The sequence below is a fragment of the Actinoplanes sp. NPDC023936 genome (genome assembly GCF_040639325.1).
GTDB lineage: Bacteria > Actinomycetota > Actinomycetes > Mycobacteriales > Micromonosporaceae > Actinoplanes.
The window spans coordinates 200,831-223,452 of the sequence record NZ_JBEZZR010000002.1; the positions used below are offsets into that span (position 1 = coordinate 200,831).

Sequence of the window (22,622 nt, forward strand, 5' to 3'; positions counted from 1 at the left end):
CTTCGCGCTCGATAGGGTGACGGGATGACGCCGGACGACAGCATCCTGCTCGACGAGCCGACCACCGCCGATCTGCGGGCGAAGGTCACCGAGGCGTGGCGGGAGTTCGCCGCAGCGCTGGCTACTCTGCTGCCCACCCTCCAGCCGGGTGCGCATGTCGACATCACGCTCGACCCGACCGCGTCCGGCACCGGCACCGCGATCTACTCGGTGAGCATGCGCGTGACGCCGGACGGCTTCGTCGAGGCGCTGGCGGTCGGCAACGCCGAGCTGCCCCCGGAGTACCGGATGGACCGTGCCGCGGTCGCCGACATGGTCGCGCTCGGCTGGTCCCCGCCCGGTGTGCTGCCCGGCTCGGGCGACTCGTTCGGCCTGCGTGGCGCGCCGGACCAGGCGCGCGAGGTCGCCACCGCGGTCTCCCGGACGCTGCGTGACGTCTACGGCGCCCCGCACCCCGCGTTCCTCGTCTATCTGGTCCACGACGAGGAGGACGAGCCGATCGAGTCCACGCCGCTCGGCACGGCCCGCCACGAGCCGGCCGCCGGCGGCACGGTCGACCTCGACGACCTGGAGGACGACGACGCCCTGGAGGCCGCGCTCGCTACCGTCGACGCCGACGTGGTGCCGCTGGAGGAGCGGGTCCGCACGGTCGTCGCGACGATGTCGAAGACCACTGTCGACCAGCTGCAGGTCGACGCGGACGGGGACATCGGCATCCGGGCCGGCTCGGCGATGGTCTTCGTCCGGGTCCGCGACAACCCGCCCCTGGTCGACGTCTTCTCCCCGATCCTGACCGAGGTGGAACCGACCGAGCAGCTCTACGTGAAGCTCTCCGAGCTGACGAACCGGATGCCGATCGGGCGTCTCTACTGCGCGCAGGACACCGTGTGGGCGTCGATCCCGGTCTTCGGCCGCAACTTCCAGGCCATCCACCTCATGCTGGCCGTGCAGGTGATGACGGGTCTCGCCGACGAGCTGGACGACCGGCTGCACGGCGAGTTCGGCGGCAAGCGCTTCTTCGTCGAGGGCGACAAGCCGGTCCCGGCGAAGGACCGCCCGGCCGACGAGCACCGGCCCGGGATGTATCTGTAAGCCGTTATGCCGGTGCCACCGTCGTCGGCGTCTCCACGAGCCGCGACAGCACCACCATGCTGCGCGTGGACGTCACGAACGGCTCCGCGCGCAGCCTCTCCAGCGCCTGCTCCAGATGCCCGATGTCGGCGGCCCGCAGGTGCACGAGCGCGTCCGCCTGCCCGGAAACCGTGTACGCCCCGACGACCTCGGGGTGCCGCCGGGTCGCCACGGTGATCTGGGCCGGTGTGGTCCGGCCGGTGCAGAACAGCTCGACGAACGCCTCGGTGGTCCAGCCGACCGCGGCCGGCTCGATGACGGCGGTGAATCCCTTGATGACCCCGCTGGTCCGCAGCCGATCGACCCGCCGTTTCACCGCCGGCGCGGAGAGGGAGACCTTGGCGCCGATCTCGGCGTAGGAGGCGCGAGCGTCGGCCACCAGCAACGCAATGATTCGCTGGTCAATGGCGTCCATCTGCAACGAATCGCCTCCGAGGAGCAAGATTTCTAGCTGTTTGCTGCAACCCAGCCTACCTACCCTTTAGATTCATGAGCCACGTCGAACGATTGCCGCGAAACAGGACATATTTGATGTGTCCCCCTGAGCATTTCACGGTTGAGTACGCCATCAACCCGTGGATGGACATCGAGGTCGCGGTCGACGCCGGCCGGGCGCTCCATCAGTGGGAGGCGCTGCGCACCACGCTGACCGGGCTCGGCCACCAGGTGCACGTCCTCGACGCGCGGCCCGGGCTGCCGGACATGGTCTACTCCGCGAACGGCGCGTTCTCCGTCGACGGGACGGTCTACGGCGCACGGTTCAAATATCCGCAGCGCGCCGCCGAGGCCGCCGCGCATCAGGCGTTCTACGCGTCGTCGTTCTCCTGGCGATTCGTCGCTCCGCAGCAGGTCAACGAGGGTGAGGGCGACTTCGCGTACCTGCCCGGCGCCTACGGTGGCCTGGTCCTCGCCGGCTACGGCTTCCGCACCGACCCGGCCGCGCACGCCGAGGCCCAGGAGGTGCTCGGCCGCCCGGTGATCTCGCTGAACCTGGTCGACCCGGCCTTCTACCACCTGGACACCGCCCTCGCGGCCCTCGACGACCGGCACGTCACGTACTACCCCGGCGCGTTCTCGCCGGCCTCGCAGCGGGTGCTCGCCCAGCTCTTCCCGGACGCGCTGCTCGCCGACCGGGAGGACGCCGAGGCGTTCGGGCTGAACCTGGTCAGCGACGGCCGGCACGTGATCCTCAACACGGAGGCGACCGGCATGGCCCGCAAGGTGCGCGCCGCCGGATACGACCCCGTGCACGTCGACCTCTCCGAACTCAAGCGCGGCGGCGGAAGTGTCAAGTGTGCGGTGGCCGAACTACGGGCCTGAGCGGCACGTGATGGGGTGCGCAAAGATAGAACCCATGACCGACGACACCCGCACCACTGAGCACTCCGAAGACGGCTCCGTCATCGTCGTGGGCCCGGACGGCCGCCCGATCGGCACGTTCGCTGAGGACGGCTCGCTCACGCCGGAGGAGCCGGGCAACCTGATCGAGCAGCCCGCGAAGGTCATGCGCATCGGCAGCATGATCAAGCAGCTGCTCGAAGAGGTGCGCGCGGCCCCGCTCGACGAGGCGAGCCGCGGCCGCCTGCGGGAGATCCACCAGCGGTCGATCAAGGAGCTGGAGGACGGCCTCGCTCCCGAACTGCGCGAGGAACTGGAACGCCTCTCCCTGCCGTTCGAGGGCGAGACCCCTCCGAGCGAGGCCGAGCTTCGCATCGCGCAGGCCCAGCTGGTCGGCTGGCTCGAGGGCCTTTTCCACGGCATCCAGGCGGCCCTCGTCGCCCAGCAGATGGCCGCCCGCCTCCAGCTCGAACAGATGCGCGGCGGCGCCCCCGGACGCCCGGCCCTCCCCGCCGGCGCCATGATCCCCGGCCGCCCCACACCCGGCGCAGGCTCCGGCGACGTCCATGGCCGAACCGGGCAATACCTTTAGGGGTACGCCCGACGCCCCCACAACCGCACCCGAACCGCCCACCACGAGCGGCTAATGACGCGCCCGGCCGCCGCGCCCCCGGCCTGCCGCCCCCGGCCTGCCGCCCCCCGGCCCGCCGCAGGCCCGCCGCCCCCCGGCCCGCCGCAATCTTGGCGAGTTGCGACTGCCCCTGGGCGTTGCTTGCCAAGATCTGCGGCCACCGGGGCGCGGCGGCGAGCGGGGCGCGGCGGCAAGCGGGGCGCGGCGGCCACCGGGGCGCGGCGGCAAGCGGAGCCCGGCGGCGAGCGGGGCGCGACATGGCGGGCTGCGTGTGCGACGCGCCGGCCACGGGGGGCAGCGCTGCGGGCGGCCTGGTGGGTGCGGGGGCGCCGGGGCCGGCGGCGGAGCGCGCCGGCGGAAGGGGCGTCAGTCGCCGCCGGAGGCGGGACGGATGGGGCCCGGCGGGGGAGTCGGTGTGCGTACCCGGTCAGAGGTTGAAGGTCTCGCCCAGATAGCGCGCCACGCCGTCGTCGTCGTTGGACGCGCAGATCGCGTCGGCTGTCGCCTGGAGGGCGGGGTGGGCGTTGCCCATGGCGACCGCGTGGCCGGCCCAGGTCAGCATCGGGATGTCGTTGGGCATGTCGCCGAAGGCCAGGACCTGGTCGGCGGTGATGCCGTCGCGTTCGCAGAGCCAGGCCAGGCCGGCGGCTTTCGTGACGCCGGCCGCGGAGATCTCGACCAGGGCCGACGAGGAGGAGCGGGTGGCCTCGGCGACGCCGCCCAGGGTGCGGCTGACCAGTTCCAGGAAGTCGTCCGGGTCGGCGGTCGCGGAGCGGGCCAGCAGTTTGACGGCGGGGAGGGAGGTCAGCTCCTCGGGCGAGCTGATCACCCGGACGCGGTGGTCGGTCTCCCAGCGGACCGTCCAGGTCTCCTCGTGGAGGAATCCGCGTCCGTCCTCCACCTCGACCGCGAGGGAGACGTCCGGCACCGCGTCACGCAGGCGTTTCGTCACGTCGAGCAGGACCTCGACCGGCATCGAGTCGGCGCGCAGCACCTCGTCGGTGTCCGGGTCGTAGATGACCGCGCCGTTCGCGCAGACCGCCGGCATCGGGTGGGGCAACTGATCGTAGAGCTGGTCGAGCCACCGCAGCGGACGCCCGGTCACCAGGACCACGGGGACCGGGATCCGGGCCAGGACGTCCCGGGTGCGGGGGGAGAGCTTGCGCTCGCTGTTGATCAGAGTGCCGTCGATATCGGTCGCGACGAGCCGGAAACGTGACATCACCTCGACAATAGCTCGTCCAAGAACACCGCCACGCCGTCCTGATCATTGGTGAGCGTCACCGCGTCGGCCCGGGCGAGCAGCTCCGGGTGGGCGTTCGCGACGGCCACCCGGCCCCAGCCGGCCCAGGCGAACATCGGCAGGTCGTTCGGCATGTCACCGAAGACCAGCACGTCCGCCGGGTCCACGCCGACGGTCTCGGCGACGACCGCGAGGCCGGTGCCCTTGTCCACGCCGGCCGGGCAGATCTCCACGTAGTTGAGGCCGGCCTGGGTCACTGTCGCGAGGTCCGGTGGCACGACCCGCCGGGCGACCGCGAGCAGGTCGTCGACGTCGTGCTGGAAGGAGCGGGCGAACGCCTTGATCACGTCGCCGGAGAGACATTCCGCCCGGGTACGCGTCTCGACCGTCACCGGATAACGCCAGGTCGGGTCGTAGTCGCCCCAGAGCGGCGACTCGTCGTGCTCCAGCGCCTCGAACATCACCGAGAGCGGGCTGCCGATCGCCGACTCCAGCGCGGCGAGTGCCCGTCCGAGCGCCTCGCCGGGCAGCCGCGCCTGCCGCAGGTAACGGGATTCGGCCTGGTCGAGCACCCAGCCGCCCTGCGCCAGCACGAGGTAGTCGGCGACCCGGATGTCGTTGCGGACGAGTGAGGTGAGCCGGGGGCCCCGGCCGGTCGCCGCGACGATCCGGATGCCGGCCGCGCGCACCCGGTCGAGAACGTCATGGGTGAACGCGGAAACCGTGTCGTCGCTGCGGACGAGGGTGCCGTCGAGGTCCGTGGCGATGAGTTTGGGGAGCCCAGGCTTGAGCATCGAAGCCTCCGTGGGTTGGTGAACCCCCGCGGAGGGCGGAAGGAGAACGCTACACCGGTCCGGCTACCAGCTGCCATGACAATTGGTAGCCGGACGGTTGCGGTGATCTAAAAAGGTTCGAGGACTTCCTTGCCGAGGAACGGCTGCAGCGCCTTCGGCACCCGCACCGAGCCGTCCGGCTGCTGGTGGTTCTCCAGGATCGGAATCAGCCACCGGGTGGTCGCGAGCGTCCCGTTCAGCGTCGCCGCGATCTGCGGCTTGCCGTTCTCGTCGCGGTACCGGACGTTGAGCCGGCGCGCCTGGAACGTGGTGCAGTTCGACGTCGAGGTGACTTCGCGGTACCGGCCCTGCGACGGCACCCACGCCTCGCAGTCGTATTTCCGGGCCGCGCTGGTGCCCAGGTCACCGGCCGCCACATCGATCACCCGGTAGGGGATCTCGACCTTGGCGAGCATCTCCTCCTCCATCGCCAGCAGGCGCTGGTGCTCGGCGAGGGCGTCCTCCGGCCGGCAGAACGAGAACATCTCGACCTTGTCGAACTGGTGCACCCGGAGGATGCCGCGCACGTCCTTGCCGTGCGAGCCGGCCTCCCGCCGGTAACACGTCGACCAGCCGGCGAACCGCTCCGGACCGTTGCTGAGGTCGATGATCTCGTTGGTGTGGTAGGCGGCGAGAGCCACCTCCGACGTGCCGACCAGGTAGAGGTCGTCGGCTTCGAGCCGGTAGATCTCGCTGGCGTGCGAGCCGAGGAACCCGGTGCCCTCCATCGACTCCGGCCGGACCAGGGTCGGCGTGATCGACGGGGTGAACCCGTGCTCGACCGCCTGCTGGATGGCGAGCTGCAGCATGCCGAGCTGCAGCAGCGCGCCGACACCGGTCAGGAAGTAGAACCGCGAGCCGGACACCTTCGCGCCGCGCTCGGTGTCGATCGCGCGCAGCGCCTCGCCGATCTCCAAGTGATCTTTCGGGTTCGCGATCTCGGGGATCGTGCCGACCTCGCGGAGCACCACGAAGTCGTCCTCGCCGCCGGCCGGCGCGCCCTCCTCGACCACGTTCGGCACGGCCAGGTGCGCGCGACGCAGTGCCTGCTCGGCCTCGCCTGCCGCGGCTTCCGCCGCTTTCACTTCAAGAGCCAGGTCCTTGGTACGGGTGAGCAGAGCGGCCCGTTCGTCCCCGGAGGCTTTCGCGACCTGCTTGCCGATGGACTTCTGCTCCGCCCGGACCGACTCGAACCGCTGGGTGGCGGCCCGGCGCTCCTCGTCGGCGCTCAGCAGCGCGTCCACCAGGTCGGTGGACTCGCCGCGCAGTCGCTGGCTGGCGCGGATCAGTTCGGGGTCTTCCCGGAGCAGACGCAGGTCAATCACGGTTGTCGAGCCTACCGGGACGCTGGTCCGATCATCACCCGGATATCCCCCGGCGTCCCGCTTCGGCTTGCGGTCACCGGTCGTGGGGCTGGTCGCGGTCGGCGCTCGACACGGCGAACGGGGTGGCCGGCGTGATGGTCAGCTCCAGCGGGGTGTCCGGAACGGTCTCGATCTCCTTCTTACGGCTGCTCGCCGGCCGGCTGCTCGGCTCGCGGCCGGTCAGCCAGAGGGCGACGACAGCCGCGGCGACCCCGGCCAGCGCGCACCAGAGCCCTCGCCCATAGGTCACCTCCGGCGGGTTCTCGCCCAGCTCCAGACTCAGGAACCGGGAGACCAGCAGGGACTGGTCGCCGAGCATCTGCACCAGGCCGAGCAGCACGGCCAGTTGCACACCGCCCAGGCTGAGCCCGGCGAGCCGCGCGTACCGCTGGCCGGCCACCGGGCCGAAGAACGTCAGCACCGACGCGGTCACCAGCAGGAAGAGCCCACCCAGGTACGCCGCGCCGACGCCACCGAGGTCGATCAGGGCGGCCGGGAACATCTCGGCCTGGGCCAGCTCCCCGTCGGGGAGCGTGATGGTGTTCACGGTCGTGACCTGCCACTCGGAGATCAGCGACGCGAAGGCCGCGACACCGCCGAGGCCGGCCAGCAGCTGCGGGAGCCGCCGATCCGAGCCGAGGTCCTGCAGGTAGGCGAAGCGGCGCGGCCTGTCCTCGGCCTCTGGCGCCCCGAATTCGATCACGGACTCGGAATCTGAGGACATGCGCTCCATAATGGCCCCTTGCGTCGACTGCGGACCAGCGGCTCGCAAATGGGCTAGCGTTCTGGTCATGCCTATTCGTTCTGCTTCGGCTCGCTGGGAAGGGAACCTCACCGAGGGTTCCGGCACTGTCAAGACCGGTAAGGGAGGGCTTGCGGGGAACTACTCCTTCAAGTCGCGCTTCGAGGAGGGCGAGGGGACCAACCCCGAGGAGCTCATCGCCGCCGCGCACTCCGGCTGTTTCTCGATGGCGTTCTCGAAGGGTCTCGCCGACGCGGGTTTCACCCCGACCTCGGTGGAGACCGTCGCCAAGGTCCGGCTGGACAAGACCGACGCCGGCTTCGGCGTCACCGGGATCGAGCTCGAGTCCGTCGGTAACGTTCCGGGCATCGACGAGGCGACGTTCCAGAAGATCGCCGAGGACGCCAAGAACAACTGCCCGATCTCGCGGCTGCTCTCGCCGGGTGCGCCGATCACGCTCACCGCGAAGCTGGCCTGATCCTCGGTCTTTCGCACCGGCGCGGCCTTTCCGGCCGCGCCGGTTCCCGTCATCCGGCCGATTACGGGCAGAATTGCGACCGTGCCGGTGAACATGAGTCGTGAACGGTTCGAAGAGCTCGTCGGTGACGCCCTCGACGAGGTGCCCAACGAGTTGCTCTCCCTCATGAACAACGTGGTGTTCCTGGTCGAGGACGCGCCGCCGGACGGGAGCGACGACCTGCTCGGACTCTACGAGGGCACGGCGCTCACCGACCGCGGCTGGGATTACGCCGGCACGCTCCCCGACCGGATCACCATCTACCGGATCCCCACGCTGCGCGTCTGCGACAGCGACGAGGACGTCGTGGAGGAGGTCGCGATCACCGTGGTGCACGAGATCGCCCACCACTTCGGGATCGACGACCAGCGTCTTCACGAACTCGGCTGGGGCTGATTGCGCCGGCTTCCTACCCTGGGATCATGCGCAGCGAACTTTTCTCAGCGGAGAACCTCGAGAAGGAATCCTCTCAGCCGGGCCTCCGGCTGCAGAACTCCAAGCTGCTCAAGGCCGAGCTGAACGGCGATTTCCTGGCACGGACCGGGTCGATGGTGGCGTACCAGGGACAGGTGCAGTTCGAGGCCTTGGGCTCGGGCGGCATCGGCAAGTTCCTCAAGCAGAAGCTGACCGGTGAGGGCGTGCCGCTGATGCGGGTGCGCGGCCAGGGTGACGTCTTCCTCGCCGACCGGGCCGCCGACATCCACCTGATCGACCTCGAGCCGGGCGACGCGCTCTCCATCAACGGGTCGAACGTTCTGGCCTTCGACTCGTCGCTCAGCTACGACATCAAGGTCGTCAGCGGCGCCGGGATGATGTCCAGCGCCGGTCTCTTCAACTGCGTCTTCACCGGCGCCGGCCGGATCGCTGTGACGACCCACGGCACGCCGGTGGTGCTCAACGTCGACGCGCCCACCTACGTCGACCCGCAGGCCGCGATCGCCTGGTCGGCGAACCTGCAGACCGGTTTCCACCGGGCCGAGCAGTTCAGCTTCGGCAACCTGCTGGGCCGCAGCACGGGTGAGCGGTTCACGATGAGCTTCAGCGGGCACGGCTTCGTGATCGTGCAGCCCTCCGAGGAGCCGCCGGGCGGCCTGGCCGGTGCCGGCTCCGGGTCCTCGTCGTCCAAGTCGGGCGGGCTGCTGGACGGGCTCTTCGACGACTAGGACCGGTCCGGGTCGCGCAGCTTCTCCAGCCAGGCCGCCGAGTCGGCGAAGTCCGCGTCGGAGAGACCGGGTGGCGCCGCCACCGGCGGCTCCGGCGTCAGACGGTGCTTGGGGTAGCTGCCCAGGAACCGCACCTCGGCGCAGATCCGCCGCAGACCCTGCAGCGCCTCGCCGAGGCGGGCCTCGGCCACGTGCCCGGTGCAGTCCAGGAAGAACACGTACGTCCCGAGCTGCTCGCCGGTCGGCCGGGACTCGATCCGGGACAGGTTGATGCCGCGGACCGCCAGCTCGGTGAGGACCGCGAGCAGCGCGCCGACCTGGTCGTGCCGGATCGAGACGGCCAGCGACGTCACGTCGTCGCCGGTCGGCGCGGCCGGCGCCCCGGGACGGGTGAGCAGCGCGAAACGGGTCACCGCGTCGGCCCGATCGGCGACTTTCTCGGCGAGCACTGTCAAACCATTGCGGGGTACGCCGATCGGGGCGCAGAGGGCCGCGTCGTGCTCCCCGGCGGCCGCGCTGAGCGCCGCCGTCGCGTTGGAGAGCACGTCCACGACGACCGCGTCCGGAACGTTGGCCTGCAACCAGTGCCGGCACTGCGCGGACGCCTGCGGGTGCGCCGCGATGGTCCGCAGCTCGGCCAGCGGGGTCAGGGCGCGGGCGGCCAGCACGAACTCGACCGGCAGCAGCACCTCGCGCGTGATCATCAGCGGGCTACCGGTGATCAGCTCGTCCAGGGTGACCGGGATGGCGCCGCCCACCGAGTTCTCCAGGGGGACCAGGGCGGCGTCAGCCTCGCCGGAGCGGACCGCTTCCAGGGCCTCGGGCACGCTGCGGGCCGGGGTGTGGACCCCACTCTCGGCGGCCGGGATGGTGCGCAGGGCGGCCTCGGTGAATGTGCCTTCCGGGCCGAGATAGGCGAATCGTGCTGGCGGCGTACCGGGCATTTGCGAAAGTCTAGTATCCGCAGGCCAGAACGCGGATCCCCACCGGCGCCTCGGCCTTCACCCGGGGGTTGCAGACGTCCGTGCCCGCGGTGACCAGGGCCAGCGTCGTGCCCTTGCCGGTGGTCACCACGGAGAGCGGCTCGGCGCCGCCGCCTTTCAGCTGGACCGTGGTGTAGGACCAGGTCCCGCCGCAGAACGGACCGTCGGCGACGTCGAGCTCCGCGTCCGGGACGGCCGGGTTGTCCTTGAGCAGCGTGAGGATCTGCCGGCCGGTCGGCTCACCGGTGCACTTCCTGGCCTGGGACGGCGATGGTGACGGCGTCGGTGACGTGGTCGGTGAGGTGGTGGGCGCCGTCGTCGTACTGGTCGGGGCGAGGGTCGGCGCCACCGGCGGATAGGTCGTGAAAGTCGGTACCGCTGCGCCGGTCGTCGCCGTGGGGCTCAGCGGCACGAACGTGATCCCGGGCAGCGACGGCGCCACCGCCGGCACGCTGACCGGAGGCGCCGGGACGCCGGTCACGACCGGGGCGGCCTGCGGCTGCGCGACACAGCCGGCCAGCAGCAGGAGACCGGTGGCCGGCAGCAGACGTGCGCGGGGGGACACCGGCTCATCGTAGGAGCCGGAGAGGCATCCGGCGAGGGGTCAGCGGGCGATTCGGTGGCCGACCGACGTCAGCGTGTTGACCGCCTCGGTCAGCCGCACCGACGGAACCAGCAGATAGTCCGTGTCGTACGTCGAGAACGTCACGATGTTGACCCGTGCGTCGGCGAGCGGACCGACGAGCGAGGCGAGCACGCCCGTCATGGTGAGGTTCAGATCGAGCCCGGTCACCCGCAGGCAGCGCCACGCCGTGTCGGCGACCGCGCCGTCCGGCACCCGGTCCTGCGGGCAGATGATCGACAGTTCGTCGACACCCCAGGTCACCGAGATGACGCTCTTGTCGTCCGGACCCGTGGTCAGGGTGGCGGGAAGGGTCGAGCCGGCCGGCAGCCGGCACACCGCGTACTCACCCGGTAACAGGTCTAGATCGAGCATGAGGGCAGACTACGTTGCGGGCGTGTAACGACCAATGCCCCTCAGCTGCGGCAAACGCCACATCTTCGGGGACAAAGGGGACGTCAGTACCGCACCGGGGACAGGAAGGTCAACGAACCGGTCACCCGGTCGCCCGTCCGCAGCGGCGTCGAGACCGCGTCGACCGTCAGCGGAGGCTCGCCGGCCACCCGCAGCAGCCCGCGCGCGAGGCTCTCGCTGCGCACGGCGAGCAGCGGCGGGATCTTCTCCGCCTCCGGCTCCTCCAGCGGGCCCGCGCTCGCTGTGAAGTCGATCAGCCGCAGGGCGGGACCGAGCCGCTGGCCCAGCGCCTCGACGGGCTTGCCCAGTCCGAGCAGCTCGCTGGCGGACGGCGAGACGGCAAGGATCAGGCCGCTGCTGTCGATGACCAGGCACGGCTCGTCGGCGACGGAGACCGTCGCGCTCCAGCGCTCGACGCTGGTGACGAACTCGGCCTCGGCCGGTGTCCGCGCCTGGGGGACGAACGCTCCCGAGAGGGAGAGCTCAACATGCGCCACCCGCTCCTCCTCGCATCAATCGCGGCGACCGCCGGCCGCCTCGTGGTGAGGCGTGCCGGCTGTCGACGGCGTCAGCAAGGAACGTTACCGGCGGGTGGGGCGCTTGTCAGCGGCCGTCTGTCCGTTGCTGTACCAACGGTAGTCGCCGGCCGGCCGATAAGGTGCGTTTGCCCAGGTACCCGGGTGGTGAGCGACAGCTGAGAGTTTGCTCGCGGTAGCCGGGGAGATCTTCGCGCCGCCGGCGATCAGCAGGCGGTCGAGCTCCTTGTCGGTGGCCACGAGGCAGTCTTTCGGCAGACCGTGGACGCTGATCACCCCGGAGCCGACGAACGCGAGAACCGCGGTCACCGGAACGTTGAGGCCGACGGCCGCGGAGAGCGCCTTGGCGGCCCGGCGAGCGTCCCGGCGGGCCTCGGCGATGTACGCCGGGCGCTTGCCGTTGATCTGGACGACGTCACCGGCGATCAGGACACGGGACCGGCCGTGGTCGGCGACGGTCACCGCGTAGACACCGCCGGGGCCGATGGCGAGGAAGCCGGCGCGCTCGTCGGTCGGGTCAGGCTCGGCGTATGCCTGCATGACGTCGGTGCGCGGCCAGTCCACGATGTGCCAGTTCGGCCCGAGGCGGTCGAGTCGGGTCAGTGCGCGCGCCCCGGCGGCCTCCAAGCGACGTGCGTCACGGTCAGCGCGACGACGGCGCGCCCACTCGACCGGTGTCAGACGCGGTGCCTCGAGGGCAGTGGGCGCCGATTGGCGGTCGGTGAGGGGCCTGGACGGGACGGGCAGAGCGGGGCGGGCGGGGAAGACAGTCACTGCGACCTCCGGCAAAAGGTCAGTTGGGCTCTCTTTTCCAACTACCGTACGTGCTCGTGTGCCTACGGAACAGGTCTGGAGAGGGGAAAGAAAGGTGAAGGACTATGGATGAATGCCGTATTCACGGACAACATCTTCTTTCGGATGGTGCATGTGTACGCCTGAGTGCCGCAGTCTCGTCGCACCCCTCCAAGTTATCGCCGTCCTCCGCGTGATGCATGACCGTCCCAAGATCTAGTCAGAACGTCACCGACTGGTAGCACTCGGTGCGGCCTGATGGCACTCGGTACGGGCTAACGTCGGGCGTGTGTACGTCGACAGTGAAGTCAGCGCACTGCGCACCGTCCTGCTCCACCGCCCCGGTCCCGAGTTGGCCCGGCTGACGCCACGCAACAACGATTCCCTGCTCTTCGACGCTATTCCGTGGGTGGGCCGCGCTCAAGAGGAGCACGACTCGTTCGCGGAGGCCTTACGGTCCCGTGGCGTCGAGGTGTTGTATCTGGAAACGTTGCTGACCGAGACGCTCGCCGTGGCCGAGGCCCGCGACGAGCTGACCGCCGGTGTGCTGTCCGATCCACGGCTCGGCGACTCGCTGCGGGCGGTCGTCACCTCGTACCTGCAAGATCTGGAACCGGCCCGGCTGGCCGGCGTCCTGATGGCGGGTCTCGCCCACGAGGAGATCAAGCCGGGCGCGGGCGGCCTGGTCTACGAAATGATGGACCGGCACGAATTCGTCATCGATCCGCTGCCGAACCTGCTCTTCACCAGGGATTCCTCCCTCTGGGTGGGTGACCGGGTCGCGGTGACCAGCCTCGCCATGCCGGCCCGCCGGCGGGAGACCACGATCACCCACGCGATCTACCGCTATCACCCGCGGTTCGCCGGGACGGATCTTCTGTACGAGCCCGCGCTCGAACATGTCGAGGGCGGTGACGTGCTGATCCTGGCCCCTGGCGTGCTGGCCATCGGCGTCGGCGAGCGCACCACACCGGCCGGGGCCGAGCGACTCGCCCGCCGCGTGCTCGCCACCGGGCTCGCGCACACCGTGCTCGCCGTGCCGATCGCTCAGGAACGCGCCACCATGCACCTCGACACGGTCTGCACGATGGTCGACGTGGACGCCGTGGTGATGTACCCGAACGTCGCCGGCTCCCTGGTCGCCTGGACGATCACCGCGGGTCTCGGCGAGGAGCTGGCTGTGCGGGCGCCCCGGCCGTTCCTGGAGGCCGCCGCCGAGGCGATGGGCCTGGACCATCTGCGGATCATCGACACCGGCCTGGACCCGGTCACCGCCGAGCGTGAGCAGTGGGACGACGGCAACAACACGCTCGCCCTGGCTCCCCGGCTCTGTGTGGCATATGAGCGGAATGTCGAGACGAACGCGCAGCTGGAACGGGCCGGCATCGAGGTGATCCGGATCAGCGGCTCCGAGCTGGGCAGTGGCCGGGGTGGCCCGCGCTGCATGAGCTGCCCGATCACGCGCGATCCGTTACAAGGCTCAAACCGCCCATAGCGACCTGCTCGACGGTGAGTGCGCGCTTCAGGTCCCGCTCGTCCCGCCGCCGCCCCGCTCCGCCGCGCCGCTCGGCCGCGCCGCTCCGCCGCCCCGCTCCGCCCCGCGACGACCGAGACGCCGCGATGTTGGCGACTGGCACCCCGTGGCTACCAGCAGTTGCCAAGATCTGTGAGGTGTTTGTCAGGTGGTGATGGCGGGGGAGAGGGCCGGCGAGGCGCTCGGCGAGAAAGTGGCTGCGGCCGGGCCAGCAGCGCTTGATCACATGTCTCGGCTACGGCTCGCGAGCCCGAGCCGTAGCTGGCGCATGCCATCCAGGCTCGATTCCGTGGCTGGGCGACGGCTCGCGGGCCTGAGCCGTAGCTGGCGCGTGCTATCCGGGCTCGATTCCGTGGCTGGGCGACGGCTCGCGGGCTGAGCCGTAGCTGGCGCGTGCTATCCGGGCTCGATTCCCTGGCTGGGCTACGGCTCGCGGACCCGAGCCGTAGCTGAGGCAGGTCATCCGGCCGGCCCGTTGCCTGTCCGCGCTCCGACCGGGGTCAGGGCATCCCTACCAGATCTTGGCAACTCAGGGTCGCCTGCTCCGGCGGGTGCCTGTTGCCGAGATCGCGGCCGAGGAAGTGGTGAGGGCACACACAACGCCATCGTGAGCTCCCACCTGTGCCAGGACCGGGACGCGGGCACACGCACGGCTTCGGTGTGCTCTCATCCACGTGCCGGAACCGCATCGTGTGCTGCTGACGTGCTGTGGGACGCCGTGGCGCCCCACAACACGCGAGTTCAGCGCAGGGTGAGCTGGCGGCCGATCAGACCCTGCTTCGCGCGACGTGCGGCGGCGTCGAGGGGCTCGTCGACCGCGAGGGTGTCGGCGTACCGCTTGGCGAAGTCGGCCAGCGCCGCCTCCCAGTCCGCGCCCTCCGGCTCGCCGGGCAGGTCCCAGACCGGGACGAGCACCCCGTGCGCGCGGAACATCCCGGCGAACTTGGTGTCCTCGCCGAGCAGGAGCTCACCGGCCGCGGAGAGACGGGCCAGCGCGTCCAGGGCCTTGTCCTCCGGCTCCGGTAGCACCCAGCGGACGTGGCTCTTCTCCGGCGCGACCCGGCACCAGTAGGCGGCTTTCGCGGCGGCCAGGCGCACGGTCGGGTAGATCGAGGCGTTCGCCCGTTCGAGAGACGCCTTCACGTTCGCGTCCTGGGCCTGCTCGGCGTCCAGCCAGTACTCGAAGCCGTCGTGCAGGGTGATCTCGAGCGGGCCGTCGACGAGCACGTCCTGCAGGCGCGGGCCCTCGCCCGGCAGAGCCGGGACGGCGACCGTGTCACCGGGCTTGGTCCGCAGCGCGCTGAGGATCGCCACGGCCAGGTCACGGGAGACGTCACCGGACTGGACGTGGCGCTGCAGGCCGATGAAGACGCGGCCGTCGCGGCGCGTCATCGCCGGCCAGGCCATCGGCAGCACGGTGGAGAGGGTGACCGGGCGGTCGCCGTACTCCTCGATCACCTCGGGCTTGAGGGTCAGCGGGGCGGAGGCGGCCGGCACCAGTTCACGCAGCGCGACCCACTCCGGCTCGTCCACCAGACCCTCGAAGGGGCGGGCGACGAAGATGTCGCGAAGCTTGGTCTTCGGTGTGGTTTCGCGGGACTTCCGACGCTTGCTCACGAGGAAACAGCGTAGGCGGTGGACGACGGGGACCGGTGACGTGGGCCACCCGGTGCCGGAGAGGGCGTGCTCAGGCGCGCGGCAGCCGCACTTCGGCGACGGTGCCGCCGTTCTCCCTCGGCCGCAGCGAGACCCAGCCGTTCTGCCGCTCGACGAGCCGGCGGACCAGGTAGAGGCCGAGCCCGGCACCGGGTGGTCGCCGGCCGTCGGCGGCCTGCCAGTAGCGCTCGAAGGCCCGCTCGACATGCTCCGGGGCGATGCCGATCCCCCGGTCGGAGACCCGGAACCGGAGAGTGTCGTCGTCGATGCCGGCGCAGACCTCGATCAGGGTGCCGGGATCCGAGTTGCGTTCGGCGTTGGTGGCGAGCTCGGTCAGGATCGTGGTGATCGAGTCCCGGTTGCCGAAGGCTTTCGGCAGGTCGGGCGGCAGCTCCCCGAAGTGGACCCGCTGGCGCAGCGCGCCGGGCAGCTCGCCGGCCGCCTCGCGCAGCGCCTCGGCCAGGTCGAACGGGCCGGCCGGCGTCGCGCCGACCGAGCCGTCGTCGGTGGTGGCGGAGAGCAGGCGGTCGAGCAGGCGGGCCAGCTCGCCGGCCCGGGTGCCGATGACCCGGGCGGCTTCCCGGCGGCCCGGCTCGCCGAGCGTGTCCCAGTGGTTGGTGAGGGTGTCCGCGTAGCCCTTGATGACGGTGACCGGCGTCCGCAGCTCATGGCTGGTGACAGCGACCCAGAGGTCGCGGTCCTCCTGGCGCCGGTCGGCGTCGGGCGCGGGCTCGGGGTGCACCGGCAGGCCGGACCGCATGCCGTAGAGCCGGCCCAGCTGACCGGCGAGCAACTCGAGAACGGCGTGGTGCTCCGGGCCGGGCGGGGAATCCCCGAAGTAGACGTGCAGGGAGCCGACCACGACTCCGTCCGCTTCGCAGCACGCGCCGAGCATGTGGCGCAGATTCCCGCCCTCGATCTGGTGAGCCAGCGCGTTGTTCACCGAATCGAGGGCGAACGGCTGCTCCACGCGGCGGCCGATGGCAGGCTCGCAGACACCGGTGGCCGCGATGATCCGGCCGTGGCCCGGCGCGTACTCGGCGAAGCCGGCGCCGCGGCCGCCGAGCGCGTCCTGAGCGAGCTGGACGACTTGCTGGAGCACGGACAGACCCGCCTCGCCCGCGTCGACACGGTCGAGGACCGCGATCTGACCCCGGGTCAGTGTTACGTAGTCGGGACGGTCCGGCATGTCTGCGAGTGTGCCTCGCCCGCTGAGATTTGGGCAGACGAACCTGAGCGGATCCTGGCTTTGACAGGCTTTCCGTGTCGTAGGTCACACCCTGTCGAGGCGGTCCAGCACGAACCGGGGACGGTCGGTGATCACCCCGTCCACCCGGTGTGCGAGCACGAGGTCGAGGTCCGCAGGATCGTTCACGGTCCAGACGTACGTCTGATGGCCGGCCGCCCGGATCGCCGGCAGCAGGCCGGGGCGGGCCCGGATCAGATCGACGCCCGGTCCGGCGGCGCCCGCGCCGAACGGCAGCCGGCCCCGGCCGACGCCGGGCGGCACGAACTCCATCAGATAGACCCGCGGCAGGGCGGGCGCCTGCACGCGGATCCGGCGCAGCGCCAGAGCGGCGAAAGACATGACCGCCACCTGTACCGGGTCATCCGGCTTCGGCTCGGCCAGCCCGTAGTGCCGGAGCATCCGCACCAGACGCCGCTCCACCTCCGCGCCGTACCGGGACGGGTGTTTCGTCTCGATCAGCAGCCGGACCCGGCGTCCGCCGGAGAGCAGCGCGTCCAGCAGCCGATCCAGGGTGAGCAGCCGGGACAGGTCCGGCAGCTCCTCGTCGGCGGGGTAACCGGGGTGCCAGGAGCCGAAGTTCAGCGCGTCCAGCTCGGCGAGGGTCTTGGCGCTGACCCGGCCGTGCCCGTTGCTGGTCCGGTCCAGCCGCCCGTCGTGTACGCAGACGAGGTGGCCGTCGCGAGTGAGCCGGACATCGCACTCCAACCCGTCCGCCCCCTCGTCGAGCGCACGCAGGTACGCCCCGAGCGTGTGCTCGGGCAGAGCGTCCGCTCCGCCGCGGTGGGCGAAGACGAGTGGACGGTAGGTGTCGGCGGACATGGTGCGGGGAGGTTTCAGATGACTCGGGCGGGCTGTCCGTTCTCGCTGACCACGTCACGCCCGGCGGCCGCCCATGCCTGCATGCCGCCGTCGAGGTTGCGCAGGTTGTCCCACCCGTTGTTCATCAGGTAGGCGACGACCTGGCCGGAGCGCCCGCCGGCCCGGCAGACCACGACCACCTCGCCCTCGGTCGGCACCTCGGCCATCCGGGTCGGCACCTCCATCATGGGCAGGTGGTGGGCGCCGGGGGCGTGCCCGGCCGTCCACTCGTCGGGCTCGCGCACGTCGAGCAGGTAGGCGTCAGGCTCGACCTGGTCAGGAGTGATGCTGGGTACGTTAGGTCCGAACACGGGACTCAGCGTACGTGTTCACTTCTCGGATGCCACGACGTCCGGGTTGTCGAGAACGAACTGCGCCAGGTTGTCGTCCTTGACCGCCTGGAACATCTCCTTGCTCTTCTCGTTCAGCACCTCACGGCCGTTCCCGTTGCCGGAGAAGGTGCCGTTGTTGGTGCGCAGCAGCACCATGTCGTTCGCTGCGACGCCGGAGAGGCCGAGGACGAAGTCGGTGAGCTCGATGTCGCCGACGTCCAGCACGAGCGCCTCGCCCGCCGACTGGATCATCGAGCCGACCTTGAGCGGGTTGGTGAGGATGCCGCTGCCGGCCGCCTTCTTCGCCATCGCCTTGATCAGCTGCTGCTGGTGGCGCTGCCGGTCGTAGTCGCCGTTCTTGAGGCCGTAGCGCTGGCGGGCGTAGTCGAGCGCCTCCCAGCCCTCCATCTCCTTGCAGCCGACCTTGTGCACGACGTCCTTCATCGGCTTGCCGGTCTTGCGGGCGTCGGCCAGCCACATCGGCTCGCTGCCGACCAGCTTCATGTGCTTGGAGGTGACCTCCTGGTCGACGCACATCCGGACGCCGCCGAGCTGGTCGATCACCTTCTTGAAGCCGCCGAAGTTGATGATCCCGGCGCCGTCGAAGCTGATGCCTGTCATGTTCTTCAGGGTCTTCGCGAGCAGCTGGGCGCCGCCGGTCCAGCCGGCGCCGTTCTGCGCCCCCCAGTAGAAGGCCTCGGTGGCCTTGACCGTGCCGCCGGAGTACTTGCTCGGGCCGAACTCCGGCGCCTGGACCTCGGTGTCCCGGGGGATGGAGATCAGGTACGCCTGGTCGTGGCTGGCCGGGATGTGCAGGATGATGATCGTGTCGGACCGCAGCTCGTCGGCGGCCCAGCGCTCCCGGGCGTCCACGCCCATCAGCAGCATGTCGATGGGCCCGTCGATGGTGGCGCCGCCGCCCTCGGCCTCGGTCTTCTTCGCGTCGCCGGTCAGGTTCTCCAGAGCGATGTTGTCGGTCGTCTGGCTGATCAGAACCTTTCCGCCGACCAGGCCGCCCCCGCTCGCCACCAGCAGCACCGTGCCGAACGCGACGCTGAGCCGGGCCCAGAGCGGCGAGCGCCGCTTCTTCTCACGCGGTTTGCCCTCGTCCGGAGCCGGGTTTTCGGGGTGGGGGAGAGCGTCCAGTTCCGGTGACGGTGATGGCTGGTCGGCCGTGACGGTCATGCAGCTCTCCCCGTGGCTGGATGAAAGAAGGGCTGCATAACCTTACGGACACTTCACGGCCAACTAAAGATCTAGCAAGTTTCAATATGAAGTCGACCTGCGGAAAGCTACTTCTTTGTCGGGTTTGCGGCCATCCACTCCGCCATCTTGTCCTCGGCCATCGCCTTGTAGAGGGTGAGCGCCTTCTCCCGGTCGGAGACCACCACGGACTGGCCGCTGATCGTGTCACTGCCCTTGTTCGGGCTGGTGAGGAACGTCAGGTTGTCGCCGCGCAGGTGCCGGAACTGCAGCGCCATGTCCTTGAGGGAGAACGTCTCGTCGACGGTGACCGCGGCCGACACCGAGTCCAGGAAGCCGTCCAGCTTGGTGGGGCTGGTCAGCGTGCCGCTGCTCGACGCCTTGTCCATCACGGCCTTCAGGAACTCCTGCTGGTGCTGCATGCGGGCGAAGTCGCCGCGGGCGAACTGCTTGCGCTGACGCACCCAGTCCAGCGCCTGGGCGCCGTCCATGTGCATCATGCCCTTGGTGAACTTCCGGTACGGCTTGTGGATTGACGTGATGGTCTGGTCCACCTTCAGGTCGACGCCGCCGATCGCGTCGGTGACCTCCTTGAAGCCGCCGAAGTCGATCGCCATGACGTGGTCGATGCGCACGTCGGTCATGCACTCGACGGTCCGCACGGCGCGCGGGATGCCACCGAACGCGAAGGCCGCGTTGATCTTGGCCCGGCTGCCCGAGGTGCACGGCTCGTTGTTGCCGCTCGGGATCTGCACCCACAGGTCACGCGGGATCGAGACGAGCTGGGCGGACTTGTGGTCGGCCGGCACGTGCATGATCATCAGCGTGTCGGCGCGCCAGGCGTTCTTCTCGTCCTGCTTCGCGTCCGGGTCCCGCGAGTCGCTGCCGACCAGCAGGATGTTGAACGCGCCGTCGACGGTCTTGGCCGGACGCTCGGTGATGTCGGAGAACGCGTCGGTGCGCTTGAGGTTGTTGTCCAGGCCGTTGAAGTAGCCGTACGCCGAGACGCCGGCGATCACCGCGAGGATCAGCACCACGACACCGACGATCAGGGCGATCCGCTTCCAGCGCGGACGCGGGCGCCGCCCCTTGTAGGGGCTGCCCCCGCCGGGACCACCCGGGCCGCGGGGCGGCGGAGGGTCCGACGGCGCCCAGTTGTAGTCGTCGTAGTCGTCGCGCGGGCCTCCCGTGGGGCGGGCTGCCGGAGCCCGGCCCCCGTAAGCGGGCACGGACGCCCGTCCGGAGGGGTAGCCGCTAGGGGAGGAGGTGGCTGACATGGATCCAGATTACGTAGTGAAGGCGAACCATCCGGACTCACGGCTCGCTTCGGCACGAAGGTGGGAGTTTTACCGGGGCGTGAGATGGAGCATACGGGCCGGCGTGGCGACGCGCCGGCCCGTGCTCAGAAGCGGATCAGTGTGCCCCGTGGCCGGTCAGGGACCGGACCTCGAGCTCCGCGTACTTCTCCACGTCGGTCTCCTTGGAGACGACAGTGCCGATCCAGCCGAACAGGAATCCGAGCGGGATCGAGATGATGCCCGGGTTGGAGAGCGGGAACCACTGCCAGTCCTGGTCCGGGAACATGGCCGTCGCCGAGCCGGAGACGACCGGTGAGAAGAACACCAGGATCACCGCGGAGCCCAGGCCACCGTAGATGGACCAGAGCGCGCCCGAGGTGTTGAACCGGCGCCAGAAGAGGCTGTAGAGGATCGCCGGCAGGTTCGCCGACGCGGCGACCGCGAAGGCGAGCGCCACCAGGAACGCCACGTTCAGGCTCTGCGCGAAGATCGACAGGGCGATCGCGACAGCGCCGATGACCAGGGCGGAGATCCGGGCGACCCGGACCTCGTCCCGCTCCGAGGCGGTGCCGCGCTTGATCACGCTGGCGTAGAAGTCGTGCGCGAGGCTCGACGACGAGGCAAGCGTGAGGCCGGCCACCACTGCCAGGATCGTGGCGAACGCCACCGCCGCGATGACCGCCAGCATGATCGCGCCGCCGGTGTCGCCGCCCAGGTAGTCGATGCCGAGCGCCTGGGCCAGCTGTGGCGCCGCGGTGTTGCCGGCCTTGTCCTGCGCGGTGATGTTCGCGCCACCCACCAGAGCCGCCGCGCCGAAGCCGAGGGCCAGGGTGAACAGGTAGAACGTGCCGATGATGCCGATCGCCCAGAGCACGCTCTTGCGGGCGATCCGGCTGGTCGGCACGGTGTAGAAGCGGGTCAGGATGTGCGGCAGGCCGGCCGTGCCGAGCACCAGCGCGAGGCCGAGCGAGAGCAGATCCATCTTGCTGTAGAAGGTGGCCGCCGCGTCGCCCTCCTTCTCGACGCCGTACCGCAGTCCCGGTTCGAGGAAGGCGTCGCCCTTGCCGGATTGCGCGGCCGCGTCACCGAGCAGCGCGGACAGGTTGAACTTGTAGTGCGCCAGCACCATGATCACCATGATCAGCGCGCCGCCCATGAGCATGAAGGCCTTGACGATCTGGACGTACGTGGTGCCCTTCATGCCGCCGACCACCACGTAGACGATCATCAGCGCGCCGACCAGGATGATCGTGGCGACCTTGGCGGTCTCCGCGTCCATGCCCAGGAACGTCGCGCCCGGCTTGATGCCGAGCAGCAGCGAGACCAGGGCGCCGGCGCCGACCATCTGCGCGATCAGGTAGAAGATCGAGACGACGATGGTGGAGACGCTGGCCGCGGTCCGCACCGGGCGCTGGCGCATCCGGAACGCCAGGACGTCGGCCATCGTGTACCGGCCGGAGTTGCGCAGGAACTCGGCGACCAGCAGGAGCGCCACCAGCCAGGCGACCAGGAAGCCGATCGAGTAGAGGAAGCCGTCGTAGCCGTAGAGGGCGATCAGGCCGGCGATGCCGAGGAACGACGCGGCGGACATGTAGTCGCCGCCGATCGCCATGCCGTTCTGGAAGCCGGAGAACTGCCGGCCGCCGGCGTAGAAGTCGGTGGCGGTCTTGGTCTGCCGGCTGGCCCACACGGTGATCCCGAGCGTGATCGCCACGAAGACCAGGAACAGCGTGATGGTGAGCGACCGGGAGGTGCTGGTGGTCGCCTCGGCGGCGAGGAGGCTCTCCATCAGTTCGTGCTCCCCTCGGTCGTGGTGGCCGCGCCGGCGGAGTCCGCGCCCAGCTCGTTGTAGACGCCGTCGGCGAGCGGGTCGAGCTCCTTCGACGCGTACCGCGCGTAGTACCAGGCGATGCCGAACGTCGAGACGAACTGCAGGATGCCGAAGACCAGGGCGACGTTGATGTTGCCGATCAGCTTGATGCTCATGAAGTCCCGCGCGTACGCGGAGAGCAGCACGTAGAGGGAGTACCAGACGATGAACACGATCGTCGTCGGGAAGATGAAATTGCGTAGCTTGCGGCGCAGTTGAGCGAACTCCTCGGAGCGCTGTACCTCGAGGTATCTCTCGGCGGAGGCCGGCACGGGGATTCACCACCTTCGTCAGGTCGGGCTTTCCGGCACCG

25 protein-coding genes are annotated in these 22,622 nt (G+C 70.0%); 7 read left to right on the forward strand and 18 right to left on the reverse strand.

Annotated features, from left to right (window positions below; all coding sequences use genetic code 11):
* Positions 1–24 precede the first annotated feature (24 nt).
* Positions 25–1,092 (forward strand): hypothetical protein, encoded by a 1,068-nt coding sequence (locus AB0F72_RS03215; RefSeq protein ID WP_360424287.1) that lies wholly within the window; start codon positions 25–27, stop codon positions 1,090–1,092.
* 4 nt (positions 1,093–1,096) lie between these two features.
* On the opposite strand, the gene AB0F72_RS03220 is transcribed toward AB0F72_RS03215, so the two are convergent.
* Complete coding sequence (locus AB0F72_RS03220) at positions 1,097–1,552, reverse strand: Lrp/AsnC family transcriptional regulator (protein WP_360424290.1); 456 nt, start codon at positions 1,550–1,552, stop codon at positions 1,097–1,099.
* 68 nt (positions 1,553–1,620) lie between these two features.
* On the opposite strand from AB0F72_RS03220, the gene ddaH reads away from it, so the two are divergent.
* Together ddaH and AB0F72_RS03230 are read left to right on the forward strand one after the other, a co-directional pair.
* Positions 1,621–2,451, forward strand: coding sequence for a dimethylargininase (gene ddaH, locus AB0F72_RS03225; RefSeq protein ID WP_360424293.1), 831 nt, complete (start codon positions 1,621–1,623; stop codon positions 2,449–2,451).
* Positions 2,452–2,485: 34 nt separating this feature from the next.
* On the forward strand, positions 2,486–3,061 hold the full coding sequence (locus AB0F72_RS03230; RefSeq protein WP_360424296.1) for a bacterial proteasome activator family protein: 576 nt from the start codon (positions 2,486–2,488) through the stop codon (positions 3,059–3,061).
* 466 nt (positions 3,062–3,527) lie between these two features.
* Here the strand turns inward: AB0F72_RS03230 and AB0F72_RS03235 are convergent, their stop codons facing one another.
* From AB0F72_RS03235 to AB0F72_RS03250, 4 genes are all read right to left on the reverse strand, one after another.
* Positions 3,528–4,322, reverse strand: coding sequence for an HAD family hydrolase (locus AB0F72_RS03235; RefSeq protein ID WP_360424299.1), 795 nt, complete (start codon positions 4,320–4,322; stop codon positions 3,528–3,530).
* A complete protein-coding gene (locus tag AB0F72_RS03240) occupies positions 4,322–5,137 on the reverse strand; it encodes an HAD family hydrolase (protein ID WP_360424302.1) in 816 nt (271 codons plus the stop codon). The genes AB0F72_RS03235 and AB0F72_RS03240 overlap by 1 nt, the downstream gene beginning before the upstream one ends.
* Before the next feature lie 107 nt (positions 5,138–5,244).
* On the reverse strand, positions 5,245–6,501 hold the full coding sequence (gene serS / locus AB0F72_RS03245) for a serine--tRNA ligase (protein WP_360424305.1): 1,257 nt from the start codon (positions 6,499–6,501) through the stop codon (positions 5,245–5,247).
* A 73-nt stretch (positions 6,502–6,574) separates the two neighbouring features.
* Positions 6,575–7,264, reverse strand: coding sequence for a hypothetical protein (locus AB0F72_RS03250; RefSeq protein WP_360424308.1), 690 nt, complete (start codon positions 7,262–7,264; stop codon positions 6,575–6,577).
* Between the two features lie 67 nt (positions 7,265–7,331).
* Here AB0F72_RS03250 and AB0F72_RS03255 point away from each other — a divergent pair, with 67 nt between their 5' ends.
* The 3 genes from AB0F72_RS03255 to AB0F72_RS03265 all read left to right on the forward strand — a co-directional run bounded on the left by AB0F72_RS03255 (position 7,332) and on the right by AB0F72_RS03265 (position 8,962).
* On the forward strand, positions 7,332–7,760 hold the full coding sequence (locus AB0F72_RS03255) for an OsmC family protein (RefSeq protein ID WP_360424311.1): 429 nt from the start codon (positions 7,332–7,334) through the stop codon (positions 7,758–7,760).
* Between the two features lie 87 nt (positions 7,761–7,847).
* Complete coding sequence (locus AB0F72_RS03260) at positions 7,848–8,195, forward strand: metallopeptidase family protein (RefSeq protein ID WP_360424314.1); 348 nt, start codon at positions 7,848–7,850, stop codon at positions 8,193–8,195.
* A gap of 26 nt (positions 8,196–8,221) precedes the next feature.
* Positions 8,222–8,962, forward strand: coding sequence for an AIM24 family protein (locus tag AB0F72_RS03265; protein ID WP_360424317.1), 741 nt, complete (start codon positions 8,222–8,224; stop codon positions 8,960–8,962).
* Here AB0F72_RS03265 and pheA read toward each other — a convergent pair.
* The 5 genes from pheA to AB0F72_RS03290 all read right to left on the reverse strand — a co-directional run bounded on the left by pheA (position 8,959) and on the right by AB0F72_RS03290 (position 12,198).
* Positions 8,959–9,906, reverse strand: coding sequence for a prephenate dehydratase (gene pheA, locus AB0F72_RS03270; protein WP_360424320.1), 948 nt, complete (start codon positions 9,904–9,906; stop codon positions 8,959–8,961). The two genes, AB0F72_RS03265 and pheA, sit on opposite strands and share 4 nt — an antisense overlap.
* Before the next feature lie 10 nt (positions 9,907–9,916).
* Positions 9,917–10,510, reverse strand: a complete 594-nt coding sequence (locus AB0F72_RS03275) for a hypothetical protein (RefSeq protein WP_360424323.1) — start codon at positions 10,508–10,510, stop codon at positions 9,917–9,919.
* 39 nt (positions 10,511–10,549) lie between these two features.
* On the reverse strand, positions 10,550–10,942 hold the full coding sequence (locus AB0F72_RS03280; protein WP_360424326.1) for an ACT domain-containing protein: 393 nt from the start codon (positions 10,940–10,942) through the stop codon (positions 10,550–10,552).
* Positions 10,943–11,025: 83 nt separating this feature from the next.
* Positions 11,026–11,478: a PAS domain-containing protein gene (locus AB0F72_RS03285; protein WP_360424329.1), complete on the reverse strand. Its 453-nt coding sequence runs from the start codon at positions 11,476–11,478 to the stop codon at positions 11,026–11,028.
* 84 nt (positions 11,479–11,562) lie between these two features.
* Complete coding sequence (locus tag AB0F72_RS03290; RefSeq protein WP_231859444.1) at positions 11,563–12,198, reverse strand: hypothetical protein; 636 nt, start codon at positions 12,196–12,198, stop codon at positions 11,563–11,565.
* A gap of 400 nt (positions 12,199–12,598) precedes the next feature.
* Here AB0F72_RS03290 and AB0F72_RS03295 point away from each other — a divergent pair, with 400 nt between their 5' ends.
* Positions 12,599–13,804, forward strand: a complete 1,206-nt coding sequence (locus AB0F72_RS03295) for an arginine deiminase (protein ID WP_360424332.1) — start codon at positions 12,599–12,601, stop codon at positions 13,802–13,804.
* A 780-nt stretch (positions 13,805–14,584) separates the two neighbouring features.
* On the opposite strand, the gene AB0F72_RS03300 is transcribed toward AB0F72_RS03295, so the two are convergent.
* The 8 genes from AB0F72_RS03300 to AB0F72_RS03335 all read right to left on the reverse strand — a co-directional run bounded on the left by AB0F72_RS03300 (position 14,585) and on the right by AB0F72_RS03335 (position 22,581).
* Positions 14,585–15,460 (reverse strand): DUF5926 family protein, encoded by an 876-nt coding sequence (locus tag AB0F72_RS03300; protein WP_360424335.1) that lies wholly within the window; start codon positions 15,458–15,460, stop codon positions 14,585–14,587.
* A 70-nt stretch (positions 15,461–15,530) separates the two neighbouring features.
* The gene (locus AB0F72_RS03305) at positions 15,531–16,688 is read right to left on the reverse strand and encodes a HAMP domain-containing sensor histidine kinase (protein WP_360424338.1); all 1,158 of its coding nucleotides are present in this window, start codon (positions 16,686–16,688) and stop codon (positions 15,531–15,533) included.
* 84 nt (positions 16,689–16,772) lie between these two features.
* Positions 16,773–17,567 (reverse strand): glycerophosphodiester phosphodiesterase family protein, encoded by a 795-nt coding sequence (locus AB0F72_RS03310; protein WP_360424341.1) that lies wholly within the window; start codon positions 17,565–17,567, stop codon positions 16,773–16,775.
* A gap of 14 nt (positions 17,568–17,581) precedes the next feature.
* Positions 17,582–17,917 carry a rhodanese-like domain-containing protein gene (locus tag AB0F72_RS03315; RefSeq protein ID WP_360424344.1) on the reverse strand — a complete coding sequence of 112 codons (336 nt, stop codon included), beginning with the start codon at positions 17,915–17,917 and terminating at the stop codon, positions 17,582–17,584.
* Positions 17,918–17,935: 18 nt separating this feature from the next.
* Positions 17,936–19,123: an LCP family protein gene (locus AB0F72_RS03320; RefSeq protein WP_360424347.1), complete on the reverse strand. Its 1,188-nt coding sequence runs from the start codon at positions 19,121–19,123 to the stop codon at positions 17,936–17,938.
* 107 nt (positions 19,124–19,230) lie between these two features.
* The gene (locus tag AB0F72_RS03325; RefSeq protein ID WP_360424351.1) at positions 19,231–20,418 is read right to left on the reverse strand and encodes an LCP family protein; all 1,188 of its coding nucleotides are present in this window, start codon (positions 20,416–20,418) and stop codon (positions 19,231–19,233) included.
* Positions 20,419–20,554: 136 nt separating this feature from the next.
* The gene (locus AB0F72_RS03330; RefSeq protein WP_360424354.1) at positions 20,555–22,228 is read right to left on the reverse strand and encodes a cation acetate symporter; all 1,674 of its coding nucleotides are present in this window, start codon (positions 22,226–22,228) and stop codon (positions 20,555–20,557) included.
* On the reverse strand, positions 22,228–22,581 hold the full coding sequence (locus AB0F72_RS03335; protein WP_360424357.1) for a DUF485 domain-containing protein: 354 nt from the start codon (positions 22,579–22,581) through the stop codon (positions 22,228–22,230). Before AB0F72_RS03335 ends, AB0F72_RS03330 begins: the two co-directional genes overlap by 1 nt.
* Positions 22,582–22,622: the final 41 nt, after the last annotated feature.